Here is a 26406-nt window from a genome sequence, read left to right as displayed (position 1 = left end):
CGCGAAAGCGTCACCTCATGCCGCTTGTGCGAGACCCATCTCGGCCCAGATCTCCGAGAGTGCCGCAACGAGATACTCGATATCCGCATCGGAATGATAGGGCGACGGCGTGATGCGCAGCCGTTCGGTGCCGCGCGGCACCGTCGGATAGTTGATCGGCTGCACATAGATGCCATAGCGCTCGAGCAGGATGTCGCTGATCCGCTTGCACAGCACAGGATCCCGCACCATCACCGGCACGATGTGACTGGGATTGTCGAGATGGCTGACGCCGGCCTCGTCGAGCCGGCGGCGCAGCCGAGCGACGCGGTCCTGGTGCCGGGCGCGCTCGGCATTGCTGGCCTTCAGATGCCGGATGCTGGTCAGCGCCCCCGCCGCCACCGCCGGCGGCAGCGAGCTGGAGAAGATGAAGCCGGAGGCAAAGCTGCGAACGAAGTCGCAGACCGTGTTGGAGGCCGTGATATAGCCGCCGATCACGCCGAACGCCTTGGCCAGGGTACCCTCGATCACGGTCAGGCGATCGGCCACGCCGTCGCGCTCCGAGATGCCGCCGCCGCGCGGACCGTACAGGCCGACGGCGTGGACCTCGTCGAGATAGGTCATGGCGTTGAACTCGTCGGCGACGTCGCAGACGTCCGAGATCGGCGAGATGTCGCCGTCCATCGAATAGACGCTCTCGAACGCGATCAGCTTCGGCGCCTTGGGATCGAGACCCGACAGCTTGTCGCGGAGATCGGCGACGTCGTTGTGGCGCCAGATCCGGGTGTCGCAGCGGCTGTGGCGGATGCCCTCGATCATCGAGGCGTGGTTGAGCTCGTCGGACAGGATCACGCAGCCGGGCATGCGCGAAGCCAAGGTCGACAGCGACGTCCAGTTCGAGACATAGCCGGAGTTGAACAAGAGCGCAGCCTGCTTGCCGTGGAGATCGGCGAGTTCCTCCTCCAGCAGGACATGATAGTGGTTGGTGCCGCTGATGTTGCGGGTGCCGCCGGCGCCGGCACCGCAGCGGTCGAGCGCCTCGTGCATCACCTCCAGAACCTTGGGGTGCTGGCCCATGCCGAGATAGTCGTTGGAACACCACACCGCGACATCGCGCTCGCCATGGGGGCCACGATAGGTCGCACGCGGGAAGGCGCCGGCCTTGCGCTCGAGGTCGGCGAACACGCGATAGCGTCCTTCGCGCCTGAGACCGTCGAGCTGGCGGCGGAAATAGTCTTCGTAGTTCATGGTACTCCCCCCTGTGCTGTCGTGTTCGGATCGACCGGCGGCGTGACCGGCACCGCGGCCAGTCCGGTGATGGTTTGCGCCTGCGCGTCAGCGCGGGCCTGGCGATAGGCTTGGCGGAATTGCTCTTCGAGCCGCTGCCGTGCTGCGGCTGCTGCATTCTTCTGAACAGAGACGGGACGCTCGGCCTGCGGCGCAGGAGAGACTACCGCGAGCACCGGCCGGACCAAAGGCGTCGCGGGCACTGGTGCGGGAGCGGCAGCCACGACCGCCATCGCAGGCACGGCAGGCTCGACTGGCGCGCTCCAGCGCCACAGATTGATCACCGGCATCGGCAGCGCCATGAAGCCATGCTCGAGCAGGCCGAGCGCGATCAACGATGCGAGCAGTGACAGCGCGACGCCGTCGAACGATGACGTTGCGCCGATCGCGGCAGCGGCGACCATCACGGTCGCGGTGGTCGCCGCGGCAATCGAGAACGGGAACAACGGGTTGGTGGACTTCTTTGCAAAATAGCTGCGCATGAAGCGGACCTGCTGCGGCAGCAGCTCGTCGTTCAGGGTGCGCACGCCAAGGAACAAATTGATCTTCGCGCTCTGCCTGAGCACCAGCAGCGCGGCGAAGGTCCACCAGCTGAGACGGTTGGGCGCGCCCGATGTCACCGCGAAGACGAGGCCCGCGGTCGCGATCAGCGCCAACTCGTGATAGGCGATCGCCTGCAGCGCGAAACCGACGCGCGAGGCCGGTGTGCAGTCCCGCGGGCACGACTCGGGCCGCGGGCCGGTGATCCAGCCGGCGAGCAGCGACATCTCGACCGTGCCCCACAGGAGAATGGCGCAGGTGAAGGCGCAATAGGCGTTGGCATCCTCCGCCGCCTGGCTCGACACCGCGACGCCCGACAGGGCCGCGACGAACGCCGCGGCCGTGCCCCATTTGAACGCGGCCGGATGGCGGGCGGCGAGCCCGACCAGCGCCAGCACGGCGCCGGTCGAGAACCACCAGACGAACACGACGTAGGGAATGGCAATCGCGGTCGCGCCCATGGCCGGCTCCTTGTCACCAGGCGGGTTGCAGCCTGATCTCCCGTGGCAGCTCGTTGCTCTTGGCCGGCAGCATGTACAGCCGGCCGAAGGTCAGCGCCGCCTTGAGCGGCAGCACGGCGCGCTTCAGCGTGCCCATGATGCCCCCCTGTGCCTTGGCATCGGCAATCGCCTCCGACACCTGGCGCAGCTGCTTCAAGCCGGCCCAGAAGCGCGGATTATCGATGTCCAGCATGACCGGGAAGACCTGACGCGAGATCTCCGAGGTGATCCGGAACACGCGCATGTCGTACTCGTCCACCGGCATGCCGAGCGCCTCGTAGAAGGCGGGGCGCATGTGGTCGCGGACATGCATCGTCGCGAACACCGCGAGCAGGAAGAACTTGATCCACAGCTTGTTGAGGCCGCTGAGCAGCTTCGGATCGGCGCGCATGAGAAGCGCGAACGCCTCGCCGTGCCGGAACTCGTCGTTGCACCACCGCTCGAACCACTTGAAGATCGGGTGGAACTGGCGCTCCGGATGCCGCTCCATCTGGCGATAGATGGTGATGTAGCGGGCGTAGCCGATCTTCTCGGACAGATAGGTCGCGTAGAAGATGAACTTCGGCTTGAAGTAGGTGTACTTCTTCGTCTTGGTGAGGAAGCTGAGGTCGACGCCGATGCCGTGATCCTTGAGGATCTCGTTGATGAAGCCGGCATGGCGCGCCTCGTCGCGGCTCATGAACTGGAACAGCTCGCGGATATCGGGATTGGTGATCCGCTTCTTGATCTCGGCATAGAGCACGCAGCCGGAGAACTCGGCGGTCAAGGACGACACCAGGAAGTCCTTGAACTCCATGCGAAGCGCCTCGGGCAGCTCGTTCAGATCCTTCTCGAATTCCGGCGTGCGCACGAAGTGCTTGCGGTTGTGGTCGGCGCGCAGCTCGGCCATGACCGCATCCCATTCGCGGCGCACCAGGTCGACGTTGAGCCGGTCCATCGCCGCAAAGTCGGTGGTGTAGAAGCGCGGCGTGAGGATCGTGTCCTCCAATGCCATCTTGGTGGAGATGTTGCCGCTTCCGCCTTCCATCGCGATCATCTGACCCTCCCGTCCGAAAAGCTGACGTCGTACAATTCCGTGAGCTCGAGATAGCCCGCGACATGCATCATCAGGCGCTTCAAGGGACCTGCCCGCACCACCGTGGCGGTGCGGCGCAGGTTGAGCTGCTCGCCGAACTTCACCACGATCGGCGCGCCCTGGATCAGCACTTCGTCGCCCGGACGAATGTTGACGTCGCGGTCGAGCGTGACATGGGCATGCAAGGTCTCGGAGGTCTGCTCGATCTCGATGCTGCAGCCGATGTCGAAGCGGCGCGGCCCGGCGGCCCATAATCCTCTCATCGCGGCTCTCCCATCGCCATCAATCCCGTGAACCGGCGCATGTTGTCGGCGCCGAACGGCGCGAGATCGATCCGCCGGCCGGTGGCGGGATCGTCCAGTGTCAGATGGCCGTCGGACCAGCGGTTGATCGTGAACGCCGGGCCCGATCCGATCGCGTGACGCTGGCGGTCGAAGGCCATGCTGCGCAGCACGGTGCGCAGGAAGCCATCGCCGCCGGCCTCGACCACGGTCACGAGCTTGCCGCTGTCGGGCGACACCACCGCAATGCCGCCATCGGCACGGTCCTCGAACCGCAGCGCCGTCGACTGCACCGCCGTGACGTGGTCGTTGCGCACCGTGCCGATACCCGTGACCCGGCCGACGCCGGCCGCGAGCAGGGCAAAGGCGACCAGGGCGAAGGCCGCGCGGAGCGCGCCCCTCGGAATGATGATCTCGGCTTCGGCATGGCTATCGGCGTTGCTCATCGCGCCCTCCTCCCGATCACGCCGCGCTGGCGACCGCCGCCGGCGGTGCGCCTTGCGACTGACCATTGGCTGCCGGCAGCGGCTGCGCGGCGACGGCGCCATCCGAAGCCGCAACCAGCGCCTTGGCGAGAATCTCGGCGACGTTGCGGGCGTCCGAAACGCCGCGCAGCATCGGCTCGACCTCGTTCAGCCGCCACGGCCGCGCATGCGGCCACAGCAGCAGATACGACAGCCGCTGCTGCGCGGTGACGCCGAGCGGCAGATCGCCGGAGCCATCGGAGAACAGCTTCGCATCCGCCCGTGCCACCTGCTTGAACGGCACGTTCAGGGTCATCGGCAACACGGCGCCGAACTGCAGCAGCACGCGACGGCTGGTAATGGTGTAGCGCGTGGTGCGGCTGTAGAGCACCGCGAGCCCGGTGAGCAGCAGCGTCGCCAGTGCCACCGGCGTCACCAGCGACGAGGCGCTGGCGACCGAGGCCGCGAGCGGCTGATGATCGAGCACGCCCGCCACAACGCGCGCGCCGAACAGCGCCGCGAAATAAGCCAGCACCAGGCGCAGGTGGAACACCCGCAGCAGCAGCGCCTTCACCGTGGGCTGTCCCTGCCAAAGCAGCCGCTCGCCCTCCGGCAGCATCAGCGTATCCATCTCCCTGCGCGTACTCACAGCAGCGGCTCCTGCCGTGCAGCAGTCGCGTAGAGATGACCGCCGCCATAGTAGCCGACGATCTTGTCTTCCTCGAGCTTGGTGACCCGGTCGGGGTTGGCAAGGCCCGGCACGCTGGCGAACTGCGAGCCGAGGATGGCATCGACCAGCACCGCCTTGCGCGACCTGTCGACGATGGCCATGGTCATCGGTAGCAGCACGTGACGTCCGACGATGCCGTCGACCTCGACCTCGAGGTATCGGATCAGCATCTCGGCGCGGTCGACCCAGACCTCCCGAACCTTGCCGCCGAGCCTGCCGTCGCAACCCAGCACTGGCATGCCGCGCGGATCCGGATCTTCGGAGGCGATGAAGATGCTGCCGTCGACGCGCAGCGGCACGATCGCAGGGATGTTGTCGATGGTCAGCTCCGGCTCGTCCTTGCGCGCGGCAAAGGAGCCCGGACCGACACCGTCGAGCATCGGATTGCCGGTCGGCAGGTAGGGCGTGCCCGGCCAGGGATACATCGGCGTCACCGGCGCATCGGCGCGGTCGTTGTCCCAGTTCGGCAGGGTCGCGTTGCGGCCGCCATGCATGTGGTAGGTCTTCGGGCTCGGCGGGGTCGGGAAGCCGTGACCGCTCGAGGCGGTCCGGCGGCCGACGCGGCCCTCGAACTGCAGCGGATAGCCTTCGCGCTTGTCCTCGGTGCGCAGGTAGAAGATCAGGGCTGCGAAGAACACCCAGAACCCGTAAAGCACCACCTGGGCGACATCGATGTAGCTCGTGAAAGACGTCTGCATGGTTTCCTCCCCGACCGGGCTAACCTGGAAATTCAGCGATTCCGAATTGTAGTTGCTGCGGCTCCGCCGCTCGCCGCCGCACCAGCGGTCCGATGACCGCAAGCGTGACGAACAGCAGCGCGATTTCGACGTGGTAGACGATGCTGTAGCCGGTCGCGGGACCGGCAAGGGCGACGCCGAGGCGGCCATCCAGCGCGAGCTGCGACATCACATCGCGAATGGCGCCGCCGCCGGCGATCGCGAGCCCCGCCGCCGTCGCCTGCACCGCGCCCCAGGCACCGAGCGCAAGCCCGCTCTCGCCGTTCTGCACCAGTGCCATCGCCGCCGTCAGCGTGCCCACGGCGAACAGCCCGCCGCCGAAACCGATCAGCGTGGTGCCGATCCGGAACAACAAGGGTGAGGCCAGCGGCGCCGAGAAGATGAGGGCGGAGAACGCGAACAGCCCGACAAGGCCGCCCAGCGCCGCGATGCGATACGGATCGGAGCCCTTGCCGAGCCGGCGCGCGGAAAGGCCGAAGCCCGCCAGCGTGCCGGCGGCGAACAGCGCGGTCAGCGCCGTGGTCTCGCCAACCGTGAGATGCAGGATCTCCGCACCATAGGGCTCGAGCAGGATGTCCTGCATCGTGAAGCCGGCGGTGCCGAGCCCGACCGCGACCAGCACGCGCATCGAGCCGCCGGCCTCGCGGAAGCGTCGCCAGGAGTCGCCGAAGCGCGGCGGCTCGCGGGCCGCCGACGTGCGCGACGGATCACGCGCCTCCTGCTTCCACAGCGCGATGACGTTGAGCACCATCTCGGTCAGCGCCGCGCCCTGGATCACCTGGATCAGCCGCATCTCGCTGAACTCGGCGAGCAGCCCACCGAAGGTCAGCGCGCTCGCCATCATGCCGAACATCAGCATCACGTAGAGAAAGGCAACGACGCGCGGACGCGAATGCTCCGGCGCGATGTCGGTCGCGAGTGACAGGCCTGCCGTCTGCGTGGTGTGCAACCCGGCGCCGACCAGCAGGAAGGCGAGCGCCGCACCGAGACGGCCGGCAATCACCTGGCCCGGCGCATCGGCCGACGACAGCAGCAGCAGCGCGAACGGCATGATCGCGAGGCCGCCGAACTGCAGCAGCGTGCCCATCCAGATGTACGGCACGCGGCGCCAGCCCAGCACCGAGCGGTGATGGTCGGACTTGAAGCCGATCAGCACACGCAGCGGCGCGAACACCAGCGGCAGCGCCACCATGGTGGCGACCAGCCAGGAGGGCACACCGAGCTCGACGATCATGACGCGGTTGAGCGTGCCGTTGAGCAGCACCACCGAGATGCCGATCGAGACCTGGAACAGCGACAGCCGCATCAGGCGCGACAGCGGCAGCTCGGTCGAGGCGGCATCCGCAAACGGCAGATAGCGCGACGACAGCCGCATCCACGCCTGCATGATCGATGGTGCGCGTGCGCTCATGACGGGCGGAGCTCCAGCGCCTGCGAGATATAGAAGCCGTTGGCGATGCGGCGGCTGCGGGCGCAGCGCCAGTCGGCGAGATCGTGATGGTCGGCGATCAGGCGATACAGCTTCTGCTCGGCGACCGGCTCGATCGACGGCGCGCGGTTGCCGCGCGGGAACACGCCACCGACGGCATGCATGACGGCGAGCATCGGCGTGCGCGGCGCATAGGTCATCAGGATCGCGTCGGAGGTGCGAGCGGCCAGACCGGCGACAATCCGCACGGCATCCTCGGCGCGGTAGTGGATGAACGAGTCCATCGCGACGACGAAGTTGAAGCCGCCGTGCCTGGGATCGAGCATGTCGCCGGCGACGAACTGAATGGCGTTGCGGCTGATGTCGTCGGGCAGCCGGCGCTGGGCGATCTCGATCAGGGTCGGCGAGATGTCGACGGCGACGACGTCGGCGCCGCGGCGCGCCGCTTCGATCGAGAAGCTGCCGGTGCCGCAGCCGGCATCCAGGATTCGCGCGCCGCGCAGATCGAGCGGCAGCCATGACAGCAGCGTCCGCCGCATCTCGTCACGGCCGGCCCGCACCGTGGCGCGAATGCGGCCCACCGGTGCGTCCGAAGTCAGCCGCGTCCAGGCGGCGACCGCGGTGCGGTCGAAATACGTCTCCACTTCACTGCGGCGGGCGAGATATTCCGCTGTCGTCATCGGCTGGCTCCACTCAATCAAAGCCAAGGAGATCGAAGATGTCGCGGTCCTTGAGCGGCACCGCCTGCATCGGCTCGCTGCCGGCGAGCAGCGAGGCCGCGAGGCGCAGATACTCGTTCTGGGCGCGCTCGACGTCGGGCGAGGCCTCCATCTCGAACAGCGTGCACTTCTTCAGCCGGCTCTTTCTGATGACGTCGAGATCGGGGAAGTGCGCCACCGTCCTCAATCCGGCCCGCTCGTTGAACTTGTCGATCTGGTCCGTCGCGGCGCTACGGTTGGCGATCACGCCGCCGAGCCGCACCGGATAGTTGCGCGACTTGGCCTGGATCGCGGCGACGATGCGGTTCATCGCGAAGATCGAGTCGAAATCATTGGCGGCGACGATCAACGCGCGGTCGGCATGCTGCAGGGGGGCAGCGAAGCCGCCGCAGACGACGTCGCCGAGCACATCGAAGATCACGACGTCGGTGTCTTCGAGCAGATGGTGTTCCTTGAGCAGCTTGACGGTCTGGCCGACGACGTAGCCGCCGCAGCCGGTGCCGGCCGGCGGCCCGCCCGCCTCGACGCACATCACGCCGTTATAACCCTGGTAGACGAAGTCCTCCGGGCGCAGCTCCTCGGCGTGGAAATTGACCTGCTCGAGAATGTCGATGACCGTCGGTACCAGCCGCTTGGTCAAAGTGAAGGTGGAGTCGTGCTTGGGATCGCAGCCGATCTGCAGCACGCGCTTGCCGAGCTTGGACAGCGCGACCGAGAGGTTCGACGACGTCGTGCTCTTGCCGATGCCGCCCTTGCCATACACCGAGAACACCTTCGCGGTGTCGATGACGACGTTCGGATCGAGCTGCACCTGCACGCTGCCGGCCCCGTCAGGGCGTCGCGGCGCGGTCGTCAGCGGCGGTCGTAATGTCACGTTCATGCGGCAACTCCCACGCCTTCGAGGCGATCTTCGAGCTCTTCCCCCGCCTTGCGCAGCACGTCGAGCATGTCAGGGTCCGGGGTCCAGTAATTGCGCTCATGCGCCTCGATCAGACGGTTGGCGATCTTCGCCGACGCGGCCGGATTGAGCGAGGCAAGCCGCTCGCGCATCGCGGGGTCGAGCACGAAGGTCGTCGTGATCTGCTGATAGACCCAGGGCGCGACCTGGCCCGTGGTGGCCGACCAGCCGACGGTGTTGGTCACATGCGACTCGATCTGGCGCACGCCCTCATAGCCGTGGGCGAGCAGCGCCTCGTACCATTTCGGATTGAGCGTGCGGGTACGGGTCTCCAGCGCCACCTGCTCCGACAGCGTGCGCACCGTGCCTTCGCCGCGGGTCTGATCGCCGATATAGACCGGCGCCGCCTCGCCCTTGGCGCGCTTCACCGCGCGGCTGATGCCGCCGAGCGTATCGAAATAATGGTCGATCGTGGTGACGCCGAGCTCGACCGAGTCGACGTTCTGATAGGCCGCATCGACGCCGGCCAGCACATGGCCGAGCAACGCGTCGCGCCGGACAGGGCGTCCGTCGGTGCCGTAGGCAAAGCCCTTGCGCCGTGTGTAGACGTCGGCGAGTTCGTCCTCATCGGTCCAGGCGCCGCAATCGATCAGGTGGTTGACGTTGGCGCCATAGGCGCCCTCGGCATTGCCGAACACACGCAGCGACGCATCCGCCAGCTCGCCGCCATGCGCGGCCTGGAACGCGACCGCGTGCTTGCGCACGTAATTCATGTCGGACGGCTCGTCGGCGGACGCCGCAAGCAGCGCTGCTTCGGCGAGCAACTTGGTCTGCAACGGCATCAGGTCGCGGAAGATGCCCGAGAGAGTGATGACGACATCGATGCGCGGGCGGCCCAACTGCTCCAGCGGGATCAGCTTCGCGCCGCAGAGGCGGCCATAGCTGTCATGGCGTGGCTCGGCGCCCATCAGCCACAGCGCCTGCGCGATCGGCCCGCCCTCGGTCTTGAGATTGTCGGTGCCCCACAGCACCAGCGCGATTGTCTCAGGCAGCTTGTGGCCTTCACCTGCATGGCGGGCGAGCAGCCGCGCGACCTGGCGCTCGGCATCCTTGAGCGCGAAGGCGCTGGGGATGCGGAAGGGATCGAAACCATGCAGGTTGCGCCCGGTGGGCAGCACGTCGGTGTTGCGCAGCAGATCGCCGCCGGGCACCGGACGGATATAGCCGCCGTCGAGCGCGTGCAGGATCGCGGGCGTCTCGCTGTCGGTGGCGAGCATCCTGTCGAGCTCGGCACGCTTGGCCGGATCGGCGATGCCGGCGAGGTCGAGCAGCTCGGTCCGCTGCCCCTCGGGCGGCGGCGCGCCGACGATGTGCAGGCCGTGTGGGATCAGCGAGTATTCCAGCTCCAGCACGCTCGCGGACAGCGCGCCGATGCTGGCATCGCGCTCGTCGCCCCACAGCGGCTCGGCCGCGGCAAGATCGACCGCCGCCGCCTGCGCCTGGATCAGCGCCGCGCTGCCGCCCCTCACCTGCTCGGTCGCGTCCGGCGACAGATTGCGCCAGGCGTCGAGCGAGGATTTCAGATCGGCGAGCCCCTTGTAGAGGCCGGCGCTGGTGATCGAGGGCGTGAGATAGCTGATCAGGGTGGCACCGCCACGCCGCTTCGCCAGAGCGCCCTCGGACGGGTTGTTGGACGCGTAGATGTAGAAGTTCGGCAGGTCGCCGATCAGGCGCTCCGGCCAGCATTCCGCGGACAGCCCGGCCTGCTTGCCCGGCATGAATTCGAGCGCGCCATGGGTGCCGAAATGCAGCACGGCGTGGGCAAGGAAATCCTCGCGCAGCCAGCGATAGAACGCCGCAAACGCATGCGTCGGCGCAAAGCTGCGCTCGAACAGCAGCCGCATCGGATCGCCTTCGTAGCCGAACGCCGGCTGCAGGCCGACGAACAGATTGCCGAACTGCTCGCCCAGCACGAGGAGGCTGGCGCCATCGGTCTGGTGACGGCCGGGCGCCGGCCCCCACTGCTTCTCGATCTCGGCGAGGTGGCGCTCGCGCCGGACATGCTGATCCACCGGGATGCGCGCCGCGACGTTGGCGGCGGTGCCGAAGCGCTCGGCATTGCCCTTGAGCACACGTGCGCGCAGCGCGTCCACGGTGTCGGGGACGTCGATCGTGTAACCTGCCGCGCGCAGCGATGTCATCACATTGTGCAGCGACTCGAACACCGAGAGATAGGCCGCGGTGCCGGCGCTGCCGCCGTTCGGCGGGAAGTTGAACAACACCACGCCGAGCTTGCGCGCGGCGCGCGCGGAGCGGCGCAGCTCCACGAGCCTGGCGACGCGTGCGGCGAGTTGCGTCGCGCGCTCCGGCAGTGAGGCCATGTCACGGCCGGCATCGGCCATCGCCGAGCGCCCGCCGAACACGGTCGGGCCGACGGCGCCGTCGAGCTCGGGGATCGCGACCATCATGGTGGCTTCGACGGGCGTCAGCCCGCGCGCGTCATCGCGCCACTGCTCGACGGTCTGGAATTCGAGCGGATGCGCCGCGATCAGCGGCACGTCGAGGCCGGCCATCACCTCTTCCGCGGCGCGCGCGTCATTGTAGGCGGGGCCGCCGACCAGCGAGAAACCGGTGAGCGAGATCACGGCATCGACGGTGGCGACGCCGTTCTTCTGGAAATAGCGCTCGATCGCAGGGCGCGAGTCCAGCCCGCAGGCGAACACCGGAATGACCGCAAGCCCGCGCGCCTCCAGCGCTGCGATCACGCCGTCATAATGCGCGGTGTTGGCGGCGAGCAGATAGGAGCGCATCAAGATCACGCCGACGCGGCCGGCCGGCTTCGCCAGGGCCGGCAACTGGTCGGCGCGCTCGATGATCCGCGGCGACAGCCGCGGATGATAGAGGCCGACATCCGGATAGGTCACCGGCTCGGCCGCGTTGGTCTTGCCACGCAGCGCGGCGCGCGGGCCGTCGGCGTAGCGGCCGACCAGGAAGCGCACCATGTTCGCAAAATTCTGCTCGGAGCCGGCGAGCCAATATTGCAGCGTGAGGAAGTAGGCGCGCAGGTCCTGTGCGGTGCCGGGGATGTAGCGCAGCAGGCGCGGCATCCGCTGCAGCATCTTCATCTGGCCCTGGCCGCTGGAATTGCCGGAGCGGTTGCTGCCGCGCAGCCGCTTCAAGAGGCCGAGCACGCCGGTGGCGGAGCCCGACATCGTCAGCTTGCCGAGCCGGGTCAGGCGCACCACCTCGCCGGCCGAGAGGCAGCCGATCATGGCGTCGCATTGGTCGCGGCGCGCCTGCAACGCCGGCAGCACCGGCTGGATGTGATCCTCCATGAACAGCATCGTGGCGACGACGATGTCGCCGGTGGCGATATCGGCAAGGCAATGTTCGAGCGCGGTCGGATTGCAGCCCCACTCGTCGGCCGCATGCACCTTCAGATCGAGCCCGGGCAGCTCCGCCTGCAACGCCGTGCGCGCGCGCACGGCAGCCGAGGCGAGATGGCTGTCCATCGTCACGATCACCACCCGGATGGGTGTGACGTCAGCGACCGAAATGCGCTTTGGCATCGTACAAGGTCTCGAGCGTGATCAGGTTGACGTTGCGCTCGCGCGCGAATCGTTCGGTGTTGCGGCGGGCCTTGCCGCGCACGAAGAAGGGGATCTTGGTCAGTTCGCGCTCGGCGTCGGACGCCCAGGCAAGCTCGGTGGTGACGTTGGTTTCGACGACGCGCAGCTGCGGCTGCTGCGGCGGCGCGGCCGGTGCTGCGCCGAGATGCGACGGCGCGTGATCGGCGAATTCATGGTCGTCGCGGAACATGCCGAGCAGATGCTCCTCCAGGCCCATCATCAAAGGATGCACCCAGGTGTCGAACAGCACGTTGGCGCCTTCGAAGCCCATCTGCGGCGAATAGCGCGCGGGAAAATCCTGCACGTGGCACGGCGAGGAGATCACGGCGCAGGGAATGCCGAGCCGCTTGGCGATGTGACGCTCCATCTGCGTGCCAAGCACGAGCTCGGGCCGCAGCTCACCGACGCGGGCCTCGACCTCCAGGTAATCATCCGTGATCAGCGGCTCCACGCCGTAGATCGCGGCGGCTTCGCGGATCTCGCGGGCGAACTCGCGGGCATAGGTGCCGAGGCCGACGACCTCGAAGCCGAGCTCCTGCGTCGCGACGCGCGCCGCGGCGACCGCATGGGTCGCGTCGCCGAAGATGAAGACGCGCTTGCCGGTGAGATAGGTCGAATCGACCGAGCGCGAGTACCACGGCAGCCGGCTCTCGCTGCGCGCCAGCACCGGCGCGGCATCGACGCCGGCGAGGCCTGCGACCTCCGCAATGAAGTCGCGCGTCGCGCCGACGCCGATCGGGATCGTGCGCGTGAAAGGCTGGCCGAACCGGCGATTGAGCCATTGCGCCGTCGTCAGCGCGATCTCGGGATACAGCACGATGTTGAAATCGGCGTCGGGAAGGCGGGCGAGATCGGCCGGCGTCGCGTTCCACGGCGCGACGACGTTGATCTCGATGCCGAGCTCCACAACCTGCCTGGTCACTTCCGCGAGGTCGTCGCGGTGACGGAAGCCGAGCGCCGTCGGACCAAGCAGGTTGCAGACTGGACGGGCGCCTGTCTTCCTTTCACGGCGGGGGGAGCCATCAGCGGAAGACGCAGCCAACGCCCGTACAATCCGGTAGAGCGTTTTCGAGGCGCCCCAATTCTCCTTGCGCTGATAGGCCGGCAGCTCGAGCGGGATCACCGGAATGGGAAGCTTCAAGGCCTGCGCGAGCCCGCCGGGATCATCCTGGATCAGCTCGGCCGTGCAGGACGCGCCGACCAGCATCGCCTGCGGCTGGAAGCGCTCGTAAGCGGCGCGCACCGCGCTCTGAAGCAGATCCGCAGTGTCGCCGCCGAGATCGCGCGCCTGGAACGTGGTGTAGGTGACCGGCGGGCGGCGGTCGCGGCGCTCGATCATCGTGAACAGGAGATCGGCGTAGGTGTCGCCCTGCGGCGCGTGCAGCACGTAGTGCACGTCGCGCATCGCGGTCGCGATGCGCATCGCGCCAATGTGCGGAGGTCCTTCATAGGTCCAGACCGACAGCTGCATCTCACACCGCCAGTCGGGTTTGCCGCAGCAAGGGCCGCGCGAACAGCTCGGCGAGATCGCCGGCCTGCTCAAACCCCTGAATCGGCGTGAAGATCAGCTCGATCGACCATTTGGTCGTGAGACCCTCGGCTTCCAGCGGATTGGCAAGGCCGAGCCCACAGACGACGAGATCGGGCCGCGCGGCGCGGCAACGGTCGAGCTGGCGCTCGACGTCCTGGCCTTCGCTGAGCTGCGTGCCAACGGGCAGCAGCGCCAGCTCGGAGGCGAGATGATCGCGGTGCAGATAGGGCGTGCCGATCTCGACCAGCTCCATGCCGATCTCGCGCGCCAGGAAACGCGCCAGCGGGATCTCGATCTGGGAGTCCGGAAACAGGAAGACGCGCTTGCCGGCGAGCTGCGCGCGGTAGCGCGCCAGCGCGCGCTCGGCCCGCGCCTTCAGCGGCGCGAGGGTCCGCTCGACATGGGGGCGAGAGACACCAAAGGCGTCGGCGGCGGCTGCGAGCCACAGCGCGGTGCCTTCGCCGCCGAGCGGAAATGGCGCAGCGATACGGCGGCAACCGCGCTCCTCGAGCGCACGCGCGGTGTCGCCGAGGAAGGGCTGCGCCAGCAGCACGCGCGTCTCGGGGCCGATCGCGGGCAGCTCCGAGGAGCGGCGCGGCGGCAGGAAGGAGACCTGGTCGATGCCGAGCGCCGCAAAGGTCCGCCTGAACTGATCCTCGACGACATCGGCGAGCGCGCCGACCACCAGCAGCGATGGCCGCGCAGCCCGATCGGCTGCGGGGAGCACCGGCACCAGCGACGCGAGGCAGGCATCCTCGCCTTGCGTGAACGTCGTCTCGATGCCGCTGCCGGAGTAGTTGAGCACGCGCACATCAGGTGAGAAGCGCTGCGACAGCCGCAGCGCCGCGCGTGACAGGTCGAGCTTGATCACTTCCGACGGGCAGGAGCCGACCAGAAACAGCAGCTTGATCTCGGGCCGACGCGCCAGCAGCTGCGCGACGATGCGGTCGAGCTCGTCATTGGCGTCGACGAGGCCGGCGAGATCGCGCTCCTCCATGATGGCGGTGGCGAAGCGCGGCTCGGCGAAGATCATGACGCCGGCGGCCGACTGGATCAGATGCGCGCAGGTGCGCGAGCCGACGACGAGGAAGAACGCGTCCTGGATCTTCCTATGCAGCCAGACGATGCCGGTGAGGCCGCAGAACACCTCGCGCTGTCCGCGCTCGCGCAGCACGCCGTCCGGCGAAGCAGGTGGTTTCACGGCACAGGCTTGCGCGGACATGCTCATGACGCGCGCTCCACGCTGGTGACGGCGGCCGGCGCCATCGCCTCGCCCTGCAGCCGCGCCGCGCGCAGCTTGAGCAGGAATTGCGCGGCGTTGATCGCGTAGGCGGCGTAGGCGGCTAGCACGAGCAGCATCTGCTGCTGGGCGCTGCCGATATGACCGATAATCGCGGCCAGATAGGCCGTATGCAGCGCGATCACCAGCATCGAGAATACGTCCTCCCAGAAGAAGGCCGGTGCGAACAGATAACGCCCGAACACGACCCGCTCCCAGATCGAGCCGGTGATCATGATGGTGTAGAGCAGTGCTGTCTTCAGAACGACCGAGGCGGTCGCGAGCCAGAGTCCCTCGCCGGTCGCGAGATAGCGCGCCACGAGTCCGAGGCTGATCAGGAAGACGAGAAATTGCAGCGGCGCCAGAATGGCCTGCACCAGGGTCCATGGCGTGGCGTCGCGCCGGCGCCTTTCCTCAGGCGTGTAAAGCGCTTGCCGCTTTGCACGCGGCGCCGGTTCAGGCGTGAAGCAGAGCTGGCTCCAGAGCGACGGATCGGTGGCGGATGTGAACTGGGCGTCACACCATGTGTAAAGATGATTTGACAACATCGGTGCCCAGTGATGCGATGACGACAACCACAGGGGGATTTGTGGTGCACCGCACTCGGTCTGATCAGCGCTACGTTGTGCAGTTCGCAGGTGGCGCATCGCAAATCCCCGAGTGCGAGCCCGATGGGGAAACGCTAGACCTGGGCGGGAAGAGTGTCAATCAAAATTGACGTCAAATAATATTGACGCAACGAGTGACGTGCGCTCATATGGAGGGGAGGCGCTTATGACCGAGCTCAATGAGACAGCCCGATTTCCGCGAGCCCGCTTTCGGACGAAGCGTGGGCAGCCCGGCTTTCATGCGCCTGCATCGCCGCGCATCATCGCGCCGCTGCGCAACACACGTCACCCTCAACTCAACGACGCGATCGAAGCCGAGATCATTCCGCGGCTCGTGATGGCCCATGCCTCCGCGCTCGAACGCGTCCCGGCAATCATCACGGCCTCGGCGCAGGAGGCGGCTGATTTCGCCGAACTCGTGCTGGATGCGGACGACGTTGGCGCAGTGGCCTGCATCCAGGCGCATCGCGATCACGGCGAGACCCTGGAGCGCATCTATCTCGACCTCCTGGTCCCCACCGCGAACCATCTGCGCCATCTTTGGGCGGACGACGAGCGCGATTTCGCCGACGTCACGCTCGCGCTGTGGCGGCTGCAGCAGCTGCTGCGGCATTTCAGCTCGGCCTTCTGCGCCGAGCTCTCGGTCGCGCCCGCGGGGCTGCGCGTGCTGCTAACCACGGCGCCGGGCGACAGGCGCGAGCTGGGCCACATGATGTTCGGTCTCGTGCTGGCGGGCGAGTTCTTCCGTCGCGACGGCTTCGAGACCTGGATCGAGCCGGACACGGCCGATCGCGGCTTCGTCGAGACGCTTCGCTCGCAGTGGTTCAACGTCGTCGAGTTCTTCGCCAACAGCGACAAGAAGCTTGACGATCTTGCCTCGAACATAAGGATGGTCCGGCGCGAGTCCTCCAACCAGGATGTCGGCGTGCTGGTCTGCGGTCCTGCTTTTATTGAACGGCCTGAACTCGTTCTCCTGGTCGGCGGCGACGGTGTCGTCTCCGATCCGAGCAGAGAGGCTTCGCAAGCCCGGCACGTCGTGAGTCTTCTGACCGAACGGCGATAGCTGAGGGTGCAGTGAAGATGAATGCTGGAACGAGACTTGCCGCGCGAAGGCTCCTTGACTGGGAGGACAACGGCGTTGGTGAGGGCGTTCAGAGCTCCGAAAGAGTCGCTTGGCGACCTCAATGCGGATGTTGCGGGCATGCTGGTGGCCGCAGCGTCCGACATTGCGCTCGCGCTCGACGCCGACGGCAACATTCAGGACCTGGCTTTTCAACAAGCCGGCCTGCCGCTTGAATTGAGAAACACAGACGCGTGGATCGGCCGATCCTGGCAAGCAACAGTGTCCGAGGAAAGCCAGACCAAGCCAGAGCTGCTGCTCGCCGAAGCCTCCCAGCGCAAGGTGTCGCGCTGGCGCGAGGTGCGTTATCCGGCCGCGCGCGGACCGGACATCCCGATCCTGTTCGCGGTGGTGGCGATCAAGGGCGCGGCGCGCTTCATCGCGGTCGGCCGCGACGTGCGCGCCACCGCCGCGCTCCAGCAGAAGCTGATCGAGGCGCAAGTTGCCATCGAGCGCGACTACTCGCGCATGCGCAACGCCGAATCGCGCTACCGGATCCTGTTTCAGATCACGGCCGAGCCGGTGCTGATCGTCGATGCGGTGAGCCATCGCATCGTCGAGGCCAATCCGGCCGCGGCCGCCCTGCTCGACCATGGCGCCGCCAATCTGATCGGCAAGCTGTTTCCCGACGTGCTGCTGCTCGACGACATGGCGATGTCGCAATCCCTGTCGCTGGCGATCCGCTCGCAGGGCAAGATCGAACGCGCCAAGATCCGGCTCGACGGTGGCCGCGACTATCTGCTCGACGGCACCTTCTTCCGGCAGGACAACTCGTCGCTGTTCCTGCTGCGGTTCTCTCCGCAGACGTCGCAGCCTGCGCTCCCCAGGACGTCCGACGTCAACACCCAGCTCGTGCAGTTCGTCGAATCGGCGCCCGACGGCTTCGTCATCACCGACATGGACGGCCGCCTGCTGCACGCCAACGCCACCTTCCTCCAGCTTGCCCAGATCGAGAACATGCACCAGATCATGGGCGAGACGATCGACCGCTGGATCGGCAAGTCGGCGATCGATTTCTCGGTTATGCTGACCAATCTGCGCCAGCATGGCAGCGTGAAGCTGTTCTCCAGCGTCGTCCGCGGCGAGCACGGCTCGCCGGTCGACGTCGAGATCTCCGCCAGCACGGTCGGGGCGCCCGGCCAGGCCCGGCTCGGCTTCACCATCCGCAACGTCGGCCCGCGCATCTCCGGCGACGGCGGCGACCACGGCTATATTCCGCGCTCCCGCGAGCAGCTCGCCGAGCTCATCGGCCGCGTGCCGCTCAAGGAGCTGGTGCGCGAGACCACCGACGTGATCGAGCGGATGTGCATCGAGACCGCGCTCAAGCTGACCGGCGACAACCGCGCCACCGCCGCCGAGATGCTCGGCCTCAGCCGACAGAGCCTCTACGTCAAGCTGCGGCGCTATGGCCTGGCCGAGCCGAGCGAAGAAGACAGCCAGTTGGAATAGGGGGAACAGTTGCAATGACCGAGATCGCGCCCGTCCCCCTCGCTCCCCGGCTTCATCCCTCGGCCGTTCTCGAGCTGTTGAAGCCGATCACCTGGTTTCCACCGATCTGGGCGTTCGGCTGCGGCGTGGTCTCGTCCGGCGCGCCGCTGGCGCCGCGCTGGCCGGTCGTGATCGCGGGTCTCGTGCTCGCCGGGCCGATGGTGTGCGCCACCAGCCAGGCCGTCAACGACTGGTTCGACCGCCATGTCGATGCGCTCAACGAACCGGACCGGCCGATCCCGTCGGGCCGCATTCCCGGACGCTGGGGTCTCTATATTGCGCTGATCTGGACGGTGCTGTCGCTCGGCGTCGCCACCCTGCTCGGCACCTGGGGCTTTGCCGCTGCGGCGCTTGGCCTCGCGCTGGCCTGGGCCTACAGCGCGCCGCCGATCCGGCTCAAGCAGAACGGCTGGTGGGGCAACAGCGCCGTCGGCCTCTGCTACGAAGGCCTGCCCTGGATCACCGCGGCAGCGATCATGAGCGCGCAGGCGCCGTCCTGGCCCGTGCTCGCGGTCGCCCTGCTGTATAGCGCCGGCGCGCACGGCATCATGACCCTGAACGACTTCAAGTCGATCGGCGGCGACCGCGTCAGCGGCGTCAACTCGCTGCCGGTGCTGCTCGGCGCCGAGCGCGCCGCGCGCCTCGCCTGCATCACGATGGCGCTGGCGCAGGTTGCGGTGTTGACGCTGCTCATTGTCTGGAGCCGCCCGGCCCACGCCATCATCGTGGTTGCGCTGATCGCGGCCCAGCTGGTGCTGATGCGGCGGCTGATGACGAACCCGCGCGAGCTCGCGCCCTGGTACAACGGCACGGGCGTGCTGCTCTACGTGCTGGGCATGCTGGTCACGGCCCTCGCGCTGGCGGGGTTGTCGGCATGAGCAACGCTGCGCCCGCTCCTCTGTCCTGGTTCGGCATCGTCAGGCTCGGCCTGGTGCAGACCGCGCTCGGCGCGGTCGTGGTGCTGACGACCTCGACGCTCAACCGCGTCATGGTCATCGAACTGGCGCTGCCGGCGATGATCCCCGGCCTGCTGGTCGCGATCCACTATGCGATGCAGGTGCTGCGGCCCTGGCTCGGCCACGGCTCCGATGTCGGCGGGCGTCGTTTCGCCTGGATCGTCGGCGGCATGGCGGTGCTCGCGGCTGGCGGCCTGCTGGCCGCAGCCGCCACCGCGCTGATGGCAGCCCACCTCGCCCTCGGCCTGGCGCTCGCAGTGATCGCGTTCATCATGATCGGCATTGGGGTCGGCGCCGCCGGCACGTCGCTCTTGGTGCTGCTCGCCAAGCGGACCGCGCCAGAGCGGCGCAGCGCCGCCGCCTCGATCGCCTGGATCATGATGATCACAGGCTTCATCGTCACCACGGCGGTGGCCGGCAAGGCGCTCGATCCGTTCTCCGGCGAGCGGCTGATGCTGGTGTCGGGCACGGTCTCGGCGATCGCCATGGTGCTGACGCTGCTCGGCGTCTGGGGCATCGAGCAGCCCGACACCTCTGCCGAGACGACCTCCGCCATCGCGGAGCGGTCGGGCTTCATGCAGGACTTCCGCGAGATCTGCCGGGAGCCGCAGGCGCGGCGCTTCGCGATCTTCATCTTCGTCTCGATGCTCGCCTACAGCGCACAGGACCTGATCCTGGAGCCGTTCGCCGGCAGCGTGTTCGGCATGACGCCGGGCCAGACCACGCAGCTCTCATCGGTGCAACACATGGGTGCACTGATCGGCATGATCCTGATGCCGGCGATGGCGAGCCTGCATGCCGATTGGCGGATGCGGCCGCAGCCGTGGATCATCGGCGGCTGCCTCGCCTCGGCGCTGGCGCTGCTCAGCCTGGTCGCGGCCGCAAGCGTCGGTCCCACATGGCCGCTGCGCGGCTCGGTCCTGCTGCTCGGCATCACCAACGGCGTCTACGCCATCGCCGCGATCGGCGCGATGATGAACATGGTCAGCGAAGGTCGCGACAATCGCGAAGGCACGCGGATGGGCCTGTGGGGCGCCTCGCAGGCGATCTCGTTCGGCATCGGCGGCTTCGTCGGTACCGCGGCGGCGGACGCTGCGCGTGCCTTCATGCCGTCGACCGCCTCGGCCTACGCGGCGGTGTTCGCCGCCGAGGCCGCACTGTTCGTCCTCTCCGCCTGGCTCGCGATCTGGATCAAGCGCCCGCGCGAGCCATCACCGACGCTGGCGGCGCAGCCGGCCAATCTGGGAGCCTGACCGATGAGCCCCTCCTCCAGCCCGGAATGCTTTGATGTCGTGGTCGTCGGCGGCGGTCCCGCCGGCGCCACCGCCGCCAATGATCTCGCCCGCAAGGGTCATCATGTGCTGCTGCTCGACAAGGCCGGTCGCATCAAGCCGTGCGGTGGCGCCATTCCGCCGCGGCTGATCGCCGAGTTCGAGATTCCCGACCATCTGCTGGTGGCCCGGATCTCGTCCGCCCGCATGGTGTCGCCGAGCAACCGGGACGTCGACATGCCGATCGACGGCGGCTTCGTCGGCATGGTCGATCGCGAGCACTACGACGAATGGCTGCGCGCGCGCGCCGCCGCAAACGGCGCGATCCGCCGCACCGGGACCTTCAGCCATATCGCGCGCGACGACGACGGCAAGTCGGTGGTGCACTATGTCAGGCGCATGGACGACGGCAGCGTGCCCGAGGACCGTGTGCGGGCCCGAGCCGTGATCGGCGCCGACGGGGCGGTCTCGGCCGTGGCGCGCCAGTGCATCCCCGAAGCCAGCGAGATGCGCTACGTGTTCGCGTATCACGAGATCATCCGCTCGCCGGACCGCAGCCATCCGGTGTTCGATGCCGCGCGGTGCGATGTCGTCTATCGCGGCCGGCTGTCGCCGGACTTCTACAGCTGGGTGTTTCCGCACGGACCGACCACCAGCATCGGCACCGGCAGCGCGCATAAGGGCTTTTCGCTGCGGGGCTCAGTCGCCGAATTCCGCAAGGCCGCCGCGCTCGACGATCTCGAAACCGTCCGCCGCGAAGGCGCGCCGATCCCGCTGAAGCCGCTGTCGCGGTGGGACAATGGCCGCGACGTCGTGCTGGCCGGCGATGCGTCCGGCGTGGTGGCCCCGGCCTCCGGTGAGGGCATCTACTACGCAATGGCCGGCGGCCGCGCGGCTGCCGTCGCCGTTGCCTTGTTCCTCAAGACCGGCGATGCAGCCGCCCTGGCCACCGCCCGCAAATCCTTCATGCGCAAGCATGGCGCCGTGTTCTTCATCCTCGGCATGATGCAGCGCTACTGGTACACGAACGACGCCCGCCGCGAGCGCTTCGTCGCGATCTGCCGTGACAAGGACGTCCAGCAGCTGACCTGGGACGCCTACATGAACAAGGAACTGGTGAAGGCGAAACCGCTGTCGCATGTGCGGATCTTCTTCAAGAACATCGCGCACCTCACCGGACTCGCGAGGGCCGCCTAGCGGCTCGCGCAATGGGTGAGCTGTTTCGCAGCCCGCATCTGGTCGACCTGATCCTCGCGGTGGTCGCCGTGGAGTTCGCCGCCGTGGCGTGGATCTGGCAGCGGCACCGCCGCGGCATCAGCCCGCTTGGACTGCTGCCCAACCTGCTCGCCGGCGTGTTCCTGCTGCTGGCGCTGCGCTGCGCGCTGATCGGGGCGCCTTGGTTCTGGCTCGCAGGCTGTCTGGCGGCCTCGGGTCTCGCCAACGCCGCCGATCTGCGGCAGCGCTGGCGATGAGGGGGCGGCCGATACCGATCACTTCTTCTCGGAGAACGTCTTCAGATACGCGATGACGTCCTTGCGCTGCTGCTCGTTGGCGAGCTTGAACACCATCTTGGTCGATCCAGTGGCCTGATCCGCTTTGCCCTTGTCGGTGAGGAACTTCTTCAGGAAGGCGTTGGGATCTGGGAGGTATGCGAAGATGTTGTCCTCGGTCCAGACCAGCCCGGCCTCGCCGGCATGCTTGTTCAGCTCAGAATAGGCGAAGCCCGGATAGGTCCCGGTAGGCCGGCCGACCACGCCGGTGAGCACGGGACCGACCGCGTTCTTCGCCTCCGGTCCGATCCGATGGCAGGTCATGCACTGCTTGAAGACCTGTTCGCCCTTCGCAGCGTCGCCGCCGTCCAGCGCCAATGCGGCGCCTCCCGACGTTGCAACCACGACTGCCGCAACCAAACCCGCCTTGAGCATGTGCATCCTCCCAATTTGTCGTTCCGTTAGCCCATGTGACCTCATCGTTACATTTATCAGTGTCATGATATCTTGTCATTCTCACCCGAGTGATTAAGTCGCAGCTCGAACATGCAATAAGCGCAGGGATACCAACGAAAGCTGGATGCTCTGAAATAAGCCTTGACAGCGAGCGCCCTGCATGGGCTAACGACATTCTCAAGACTCTCAATACGTTAGCGGGATGGGGCGCAACACCTTCAAAATGCGCGCCAAATGAACTGGCCGCGATCCCCCGAGCGTCTCAAGAGGGTGCCAAGATAACGGGTGCCAAGACCATGGCCGAGTTTCACGGTCCACGACCCGACGTGACATTGCTGCTGGACATGGACGGCGTGATCCGTGAGGCGACGCTGTCGCCGAACATGTCAGCCGAGAATGTCGACATCTGGCTCGGCCGTCCCTGGTCCGAGATCGTCGATGATGCGAGCGAGAAGATCGAGCGCATCATGCAGGACACCAGGCGGACCGGCATTTCCGCGTTCCGACAGATCACGCAGCGATTCCCGAGCGGTCTCGAGCTGCCGATGGAATTCACCACCGTGCTACTCGGTGGCCGGGCCGGCATGCTGGCGATCGGCAAGAATCTGCAGGCGGTCGCGGAGCTCCAGGCCCGGCTGATCTCGGCCCAGCAGACCATCGAGCGCGACTACTGGAAGCTGCGCGAGATCGAGACGCGCTACCGCCTGGTCATCGAGGATTCCAACGAGGCTGTGCTGCTGACGAAGGTGTCAGATCTGCGCATCGTCGAAGCGAATCGGACGGCGGCAGCCGCGCTCGGCGTTTCAAGCCGGCGCCGGGACAATCTGGTGGGCCGCGAGTTCCTGCAGGAGATCCCGCAAAAGGATCGCGAGCCGGTGGAGCTGATGCTGAGGCGCGTCCGCGACCAGGGCAAGGCGCCGGGCATCGTGATTCACCTCGGCCAGGACACCGCCCCCTGGATGCTCCGGGGATCGCTGATGAGCAGCGACACCGCCCCGATGTTCCTGCTGCAGATGGCGCCGATCGGCAAGGCCGCGCAGCCCGGTCCGCTGCCCGACGATCCCGAGGCGCTGATCGACAATCTTCCCGATGCCGTCATCAGCATCGATGGCACCGGTGCCGTCAAGCGCGCCAATCGGGCCTTCCTGGAGCTGGTCGAGGTCGGATCGAAAGAGGCGCTGATCGGCGAGAAGCTCAGCCGGTGGCTGACGCGCCCCGGCGCCGACCTTTCGGTGCTGATCTCCAACGTCGAGCGCCATGGAGCCGTCCGACTGCTGTCGACCACGATCCAGGGCGAGCTCGGAACCGAGACCGAGGTCGAGATCTCGGCCGCCGCCCATGGCCTCGACGGCCAGCGCCGGATCGGCCTGGTGTTGCGCAACATCGCCAGGCGGTTGTCGCCCACGGCGGAGCATGACAATCTGCGGGTCGCCCTCGCGGGCATCAACGAATCGGTCGGCAAAACACCATTGCGCGACCTGGTGAGGAGCACGGTCGAAGTCGTCGAGCAGCATTACGTCCGCGCTGCGCTCGAGCTCGCCAACGGGAACCGGACGTCGGCTGCCGAAATTCTCGGCCTCAGCCGCCAGAGTCTTTACGCCAAGCTCGATCGGTATAATCTGAGCCAGCTCGAAGAAAGCGACGAGGAAACCGAAAAGGGGAGATAGTTGCCCGTTCCGCTGACAACGCCGGCCTTCGGCCACGCTACTCTTGCGGATTGCGAGCGTGAACAGATTCATCTCGCAGGCTCGATCCAGCCGCACGGCATTCTCCTGGCGGTCAAGGAGCCCGACAACATCGTCATCCAGGCCAGCACCAATGCGGCCGCCTTCCTCAACACTGGCTCCGTGGTCGGACGTCCGTTACGCGATCTTGGCGGCGATCTCGCGCTGCAGATCCTGCCGCATCTCAACAGCCCGCTCCATCTGGCTCCGATGACCCTGCGATGCACCGCCGGGGCGCCGCCGCGCCGGGTCGACTGCACGCTTCACCGGCCCTCGAATGGCGGGCTGATCGTCGAGCTGGAGCCGGCGACGAAGACGACCAACATCGCGCCTGCGCTCGACGGCGCCTTCCACCGCATCACCTCAGCCTCATCGCTGCTCGGCCTGTGCGACGAGACGGCGACCATCTTCAGGGAGATCGCCGGCTACGACCGCGTCATGGTCTATCGCTTCGACGAAGATGGCCATGGCGAGGTGTTGTCGGAGCGGCGGCGGCCGGATCTGGAGGCCTTTCTCGGCAACCGCTATCCGGCGTCCGACATTCCGCAGATCGCGCGCCGGCTCTACGAGCGCAACCGGGTGCGCCTCCTGGTCGACGTCAACTACAGGCCTGTGCCGCTGCAGCCGCGCATCTCGCCGCTCAACGGCCGCGATCTCGACATGTCCCTGAGCTGCCTGCGCAGCATGTCGCCGATCCACCAGAAATATCTGCAGAACATGGGTGTCGGCGCGACACTGGTGTGCTCGCTGATGGTCAGCGGAAGGCTGTGGGGACTGATCGCCTGCCATCACTATGAGCCGCGCTTCGTGCCGTTCGACATTCGCGCGGCAGGCGAGGCGCTGGCCGAGACCTGCGCGATCCGGATCGCGGCGCTGGAGAGCTTTGCCCAAAGCCAGTCCGAGCTGGTCGTGCGCCGGCTGGAGCAGCGGCTGGTCGAAGCGGTGTCGCGCGACGGCGAATGGCAGGCCGCGCTGTTCGACGGCTCGCAGTCGCTGCTGCAGCCGCTCGGTGCCAGCGGCGCGGCGCTGCTGTTCGAGGGCCAGGTCACGACCGCCGGCGACGTCCCGTCGACGCAACGCATCCGCGACCTCGCCGCCTGGCTCGATCGCCGGCGCAACACTCCGGGAGCAGCCCCCGAGGGCTTGACGGCGACCAGCTCGCTGACGCTCGATGAGCCGTCCTTTGCCGACATCCGCTCGATCGCCAGCGGCTTGATCGCCGCTCCGCTGTCGGCGAGCGAGGGCGAGTATCTGTTGTGGTTCCGGCCGGAGCAGGTCCGGACGGTGACCTGGGGCGGCGATCCGCTCAAGGCCGTCATCATCGGCGACGATCCGTCGGATCTGTCGCCGCGGCGCTCGTTTGCGAAATGGCATCAGCTGGTCGAAGGCAAGTCCGAGCCGTGGTCGAGCGCCGAGCTCGCCTCCGCCCGCGCGGTGAGCGAAACGGTCGCCGACGTGGCGCTGCAGCTGCGTTCGGTCCGCATGGTGATCGCGCAGGACCAGCTCGCCACGATCAGCGCTCAGGTGCTGCGCTCGGAGCAGCCGGTCATCATCGCCGATGTCGAGGGCCGCATCCTGCTGATGAACGAAGCGTTCGAGCAGCAGCTGCGCGCCCCGCATCCGCACATCCCGCATCTGCGCGATCTCGGCAGCTACTGCACGGCGCCGGCGGAATTCCGCGCCAATCTCGACGACCTCATGCGCAACAAGCGGAGCTGGCGCGGCGAGCTGACACTGACGGGCGGCGCCTCGCCGCAACGGCCGTTGATGGTGCGCGCCGACCCGGTGATCGCACCGTATGATCGCGTGCTCGGCTTCGTGCTGATCTTCTCGGACTTGACCGAGCGCAAGACCGCCGAGGCGGCCCGCGCGCGCTTCCAGGAAGAGATCGACGGCGCCCGCCGGCCGACGCTGCGGCTCGATCAGAGCGCAAGCCTGATCTACAAGGAGCTCGCTGCCTCCACCGTGGAGAACGCGCAGCTCGCGGCGCTCGAGGTGACGCACGGAGCACAGGCCGGCAGCATGCCGGAGATGCTGGAGAGCATCCGCAATTCGACCACGCGGACACTGGAGATCCTCGAGCACCTGGTGTGGTACCGCTCGCAGAGCGAAGAGTGACGGCGGGCCGCAGCTCTCGTCCGGGCGACCTCGACTGCCTTGTCCGTCCTGTCTCCGGAGAGCCAATCTGGATTCGAAAATCGGCCTCTGCGATTCC

General features: G+C 67.3%; 23 protein-coding genes. 8 read left to right on the top strand and 15 right to left on the bottom strand.

The window, feature by feature from the left end; all coding sequences use genetic code 11:
* Positions 1–15 precede the first annotated feature (15 nt).
* From hemA to bchF, 14 genes are read right to left on the bottom strand one after another with little or no spacing between them, the layout of a single operon-like run.
* A complete protein-coding gene (gene hemA / locus ACQR0W_RS05200) occupies positions 16–1227 on the bottom strand; it encodes a 5-aminolevulinate synthase (RefSeq protein WP_316186766.1) in 1212 nt (403 codons plus the stop codon).
* Entirely contained in the window at positions 1224–2267 is a 1044-nt protein-coding gene (puhE, locus tag ACQR0W_RS05195) for a putative photosynthetic complex assembly protein PuhE (protein ID WP_316169204.1), read from the bottom strand. Before puhE ends, hemA begins: the two co-directional genes overlap by 4 nt.
* 13 nt (positions 2268–2280) lie before the next feature.
* Positions 2281–3342: a magnesium-protoporphyrin IX monomethyl ester (oxidative) cyclase gene (gene acsF, locus ACQR0W_RS05190; RefSeq protein ID WP_316169205.1), complete on the bottom strand. Its 1062-nt coding sequence runs from the start codon at positions 3340–3342 to the stop codon at positions 2281–2283.
* Positions 3339–3644 carry a hypothetical protein gene (locus ACQR0W_RS05185; RefSeq protein WP_315714327.1) on the bottom strand — a complete coding sequence of 102 codons (306 nt, stop codon included), beginning with the start codon at positions 3642–3644 and terminating at the stop codon, positions 3339–3341. Before ACQR0W_RS05185 ends, acsF begins: the two co-directional genes overlap by 4 nt.
* On the bottom strand, positions 3641–4108 hold the full coding sequence (puhC, locus tag ACQR0W_RS05180; protein WP_316169206.1) for a photosynthetic complex assembly protein PuhC: 468 nt from the start codon (positions 4106–4108) through the stop codon (positions 3641–3643). The genes ACQR0W_RS05185 and puhC overlap by 4 nt, the downstream gene beginning before the upstream one ends.
* Before the next feature lie 16 nt (positions 4109–4124).
* Positions 4125–4775, bottom strand: coding sequence for a photosynthetic complex putative assembly protein PuhB (gene puhB, locus ACQR0W_RS05175; RefSeq protein ID WP_316169207.1), 651 nt, complete (start codon positions 4773–4775; stop codon positions 4125–4127).
* A complete protein-coding gene (gene puhA, locus ACQR0W_RS05170; RefSeq protein ID WP_316169208.1) occupies positions 4772–5554 on the bottom strand; it encodes a photosynthetic reaction center subunit H in 783 nt (260 codons plus the stop codon). The genes puhB and puhA overlap by 4 nt, the downstream gene beginning before the upstream one ends.
* Positions 5555–5573: 19 nt before the next feature.
* Positions 5574–7004, bottom strand: a complete 1431-nt coding sequence (locus ACQR0W_RS05165; RefSeq protein ID WP_316169209.1) for a BCD family MFS transporter — start codon at positions 7002–7004, stop codon at positions 5574–5576.
* Complete coding sequence (bchM, locus tag ACQR0W_RS05160) at positions 7001–7702, bottom strand: magnesium protoporphyrin IX methyltransferase (protein ID WP_316169210.1); 702 nt, start codon at positions 7700–7702, stop codon at positions 7001–7003. The genes ACQR0W_RS05165 and bchM overlap by 4 nt, the downstream gene beginning before the upstream one ends.
* A 13-nt stretch (positions 7703–7715) precedes the next feature.
* A complete protein-coding gene (gene bchL / locus ACQR0W_RS05155; protein ID WP_315714321.1) occupies positions 7716–8621 on the bottom strand; it encodes a ferredoxin:protochlorophyllide reductase (ATP-dependent) iron-sulfur ATP-binding protein in 906 nt (301 codons plus the stop codon).
* Positions 8618–12208, bottom strand: coding sequence for a magnesium chelatase subunit H (locus ACQR0W_RS05150; protein ID WP_316169211.1), 3591 nt, complete (start codon positions 12206–12208; stop codon positions 8618–8620). Before ACQR0W_RS05150 ends, bchL begins: the two co-directional genes overlap by 4 nt.
* Positions 12183–13739, bottom strand: coding sequence for a ferredoxin:protochlorophyllide reductase (ATP-dependent) subunit B (gene bchB, locus ACQR0W_RS05145; RefSeq protein ID WP_316169212.1), 1557 nt, complete (start codon positions 13737–13739; stop codon positions 12183–12185). The genes ACQR0W_RS05150 and bchB overlap by 26 nt, the downstream gene beginning before the upstream one ends.
* Position 13740: 1 nt before the next feature.
* Positions 13741–15021, bottom strand: coding sequence for a ferredoxin:protochlorophyllide reductase (ATP-dependent) subunit N (locus ACQR0W_RS05140; RefSeq protein ID WP_410051254.1), 1281 nt, complete (start codon positions 15019–15021; stop codon positions 13741–13743).
* A 2-nt stretch (positions 15022–15023) separates the two neighbouring features.
* Positions 15024–15623: a 2-vinyl bacteriochlorophyllide hydratase gene (gene bchF, locus ACQR0W_RS05135; RefSeq protein ID WP_316169214.1), complete on the bottom strand. Its 600-nt coding sequence runs from the start codon at positions 15621–15623 to the stop codon at positions 15024–15026.
* Between the two features lie 229 nt (positions 15624–15852).
* Here bchF and ACQR0W_RS05130 point away from each other — a divergent pair, with 229 nt between their 5' ends.
* The 6 genes from ACQR0W_RS05130 to ACQR0W_RS05105 all read left to right on the top strand — a co-directional run bounded on the left by ACQR0W_RS05130 (position 15853) and on the right by ACQR0W_RS05105 (position 21993).
* Complete coding sequence (locus tag ACQR0W_RS05130; protein ID WP_315750179.1) at positions 15853–16749, top strand: cobalamin B12-binding domain-containing protein; 897 nt, start codon at positions 15853–15855, stop codon at positions 16747–16749.
* 138 nt (positions 16750–16887) lie between these two features.
* The gene (gene ppsR, locus ACQR0W_RS05125; protein ID WP_315768641.1) at positions 16888–18255 is read left to right on the top strand and encodes a transcriptional regulator PpsR; all 1368 of its coding nucleotides are present in this window, start codon (positions 16888–16890) and stop codon (positions 18253–18255) included.
* 14 nt (positions 18256–18269) lie between these two features.
* Positions 18270–19172 carry a chlorophyll synthase ChlG gene (chlG, locus tag ACQR0W_RS05120; protein ID WP_316169215.1) on the top strand — a complete coding sequence of 301 codons (903 nt, stop codon included), beginning with the start codon at positions 18270–18272 and terminating at the stop codon, positions 19170–19172.
* The gene (locus ACQR0W_RS05115) at positions 19169–20503 is read left to right on the top strand and encodes a BCD family MFS transporter (protein ID WP_316169216.1); all 1335 of its coding nucleotides are present in this window, start codon (positions 19169–19171) and stop codon (positions 20501–20503) included. Before chlG ends, ACQR0W_RS05115 begins: the two co-directional genes overlap by 4 nt.
* A 3-nt stretch (positions 20504–20506) precedes the next feature.
* Entirely contained in the window at positions 20507–21718 is a 1212-nt protein-coding gene (locus tag ACQR0W_RS05110) for a geranylgeranyl diphosphate reductase (protein WP_316169217.1), read from the top strand.
* An 11-nt stretch (positions 21719–21729) separates the two neighbouring features.
* Positions 21730–21993, top strand: coding sequence for a hypothetical protein (locus tag ACQR0W_RS05105; protein ID WP_315714313.1), 264 nt, complete (start codon positions 21730–21732; stop codon positions 21991–21993).
* A gap of 18 nt (positions 21994–22011) precedes the next feature.
* Here ACQR0W_RS05105 and ACQR0W_RS05100 read toward each other — a convergent pair whose 3' ends face one another.
* On the bottom strand, positions 22012–22446 hold the full coding sequence (locus ACQR0W_RS05100; RefSeq protein ID WP_315714312.1) for a c-type cytochrome: 435 nt from the start codon (positions 22444–22446) through the stop codon (positions 22012–22014).
* A 317-nt stretch (positions 22447–22763) separates the two neighbouring features.
* Between ACQR0W_RS05100 and ppsR (ACQR0W_RS05095) the strand changes: the two genes are divergently transcribed.
* Together ppsR (ACQR0W_RS05095) and ACQR0W_RS05090 are read left to right on the top strand one after the other, a co-directional pair.
* Complete coding sequence (gene ppsR / locus ACQR0W_RS05095; RefSeq protein ID WP_315714311.1) at positions 22764–24134, top strand: transcriptional regulator PpsR; 1371 nt, start codon at positions 22764–22766, stop codon at positions 24132–24134.
* On the top strand, positions 24135–26309 hold the full coding sequence (locus ACQR0W_RS05090) for a GAF domain-containing protein (RefSeq protein WP_315714310.1): 2175 nt from the start codon (positions 24135–24137) through the stop codon (positions 26307–26309).
* Positions 26310–26406 lie beyond the last annotated feature (97 nt).

The organism is Bradyrhizobium sp. HKCCYLRH1034 (genome assembly GCF_051168375.1).
In the GTDB taxonomy this organism is placed as follows: Bacteria; Pseudomonadota; Alphaproteobacteria; order Rhizobiales; family Xanthobacteraceae; genus Bradyrhizobium.
The sequence above is the reverse complement of the archived record's forward strand: the minus strand, read 5'-3'. Positions and strand labels throughout refer to the sequence as shown.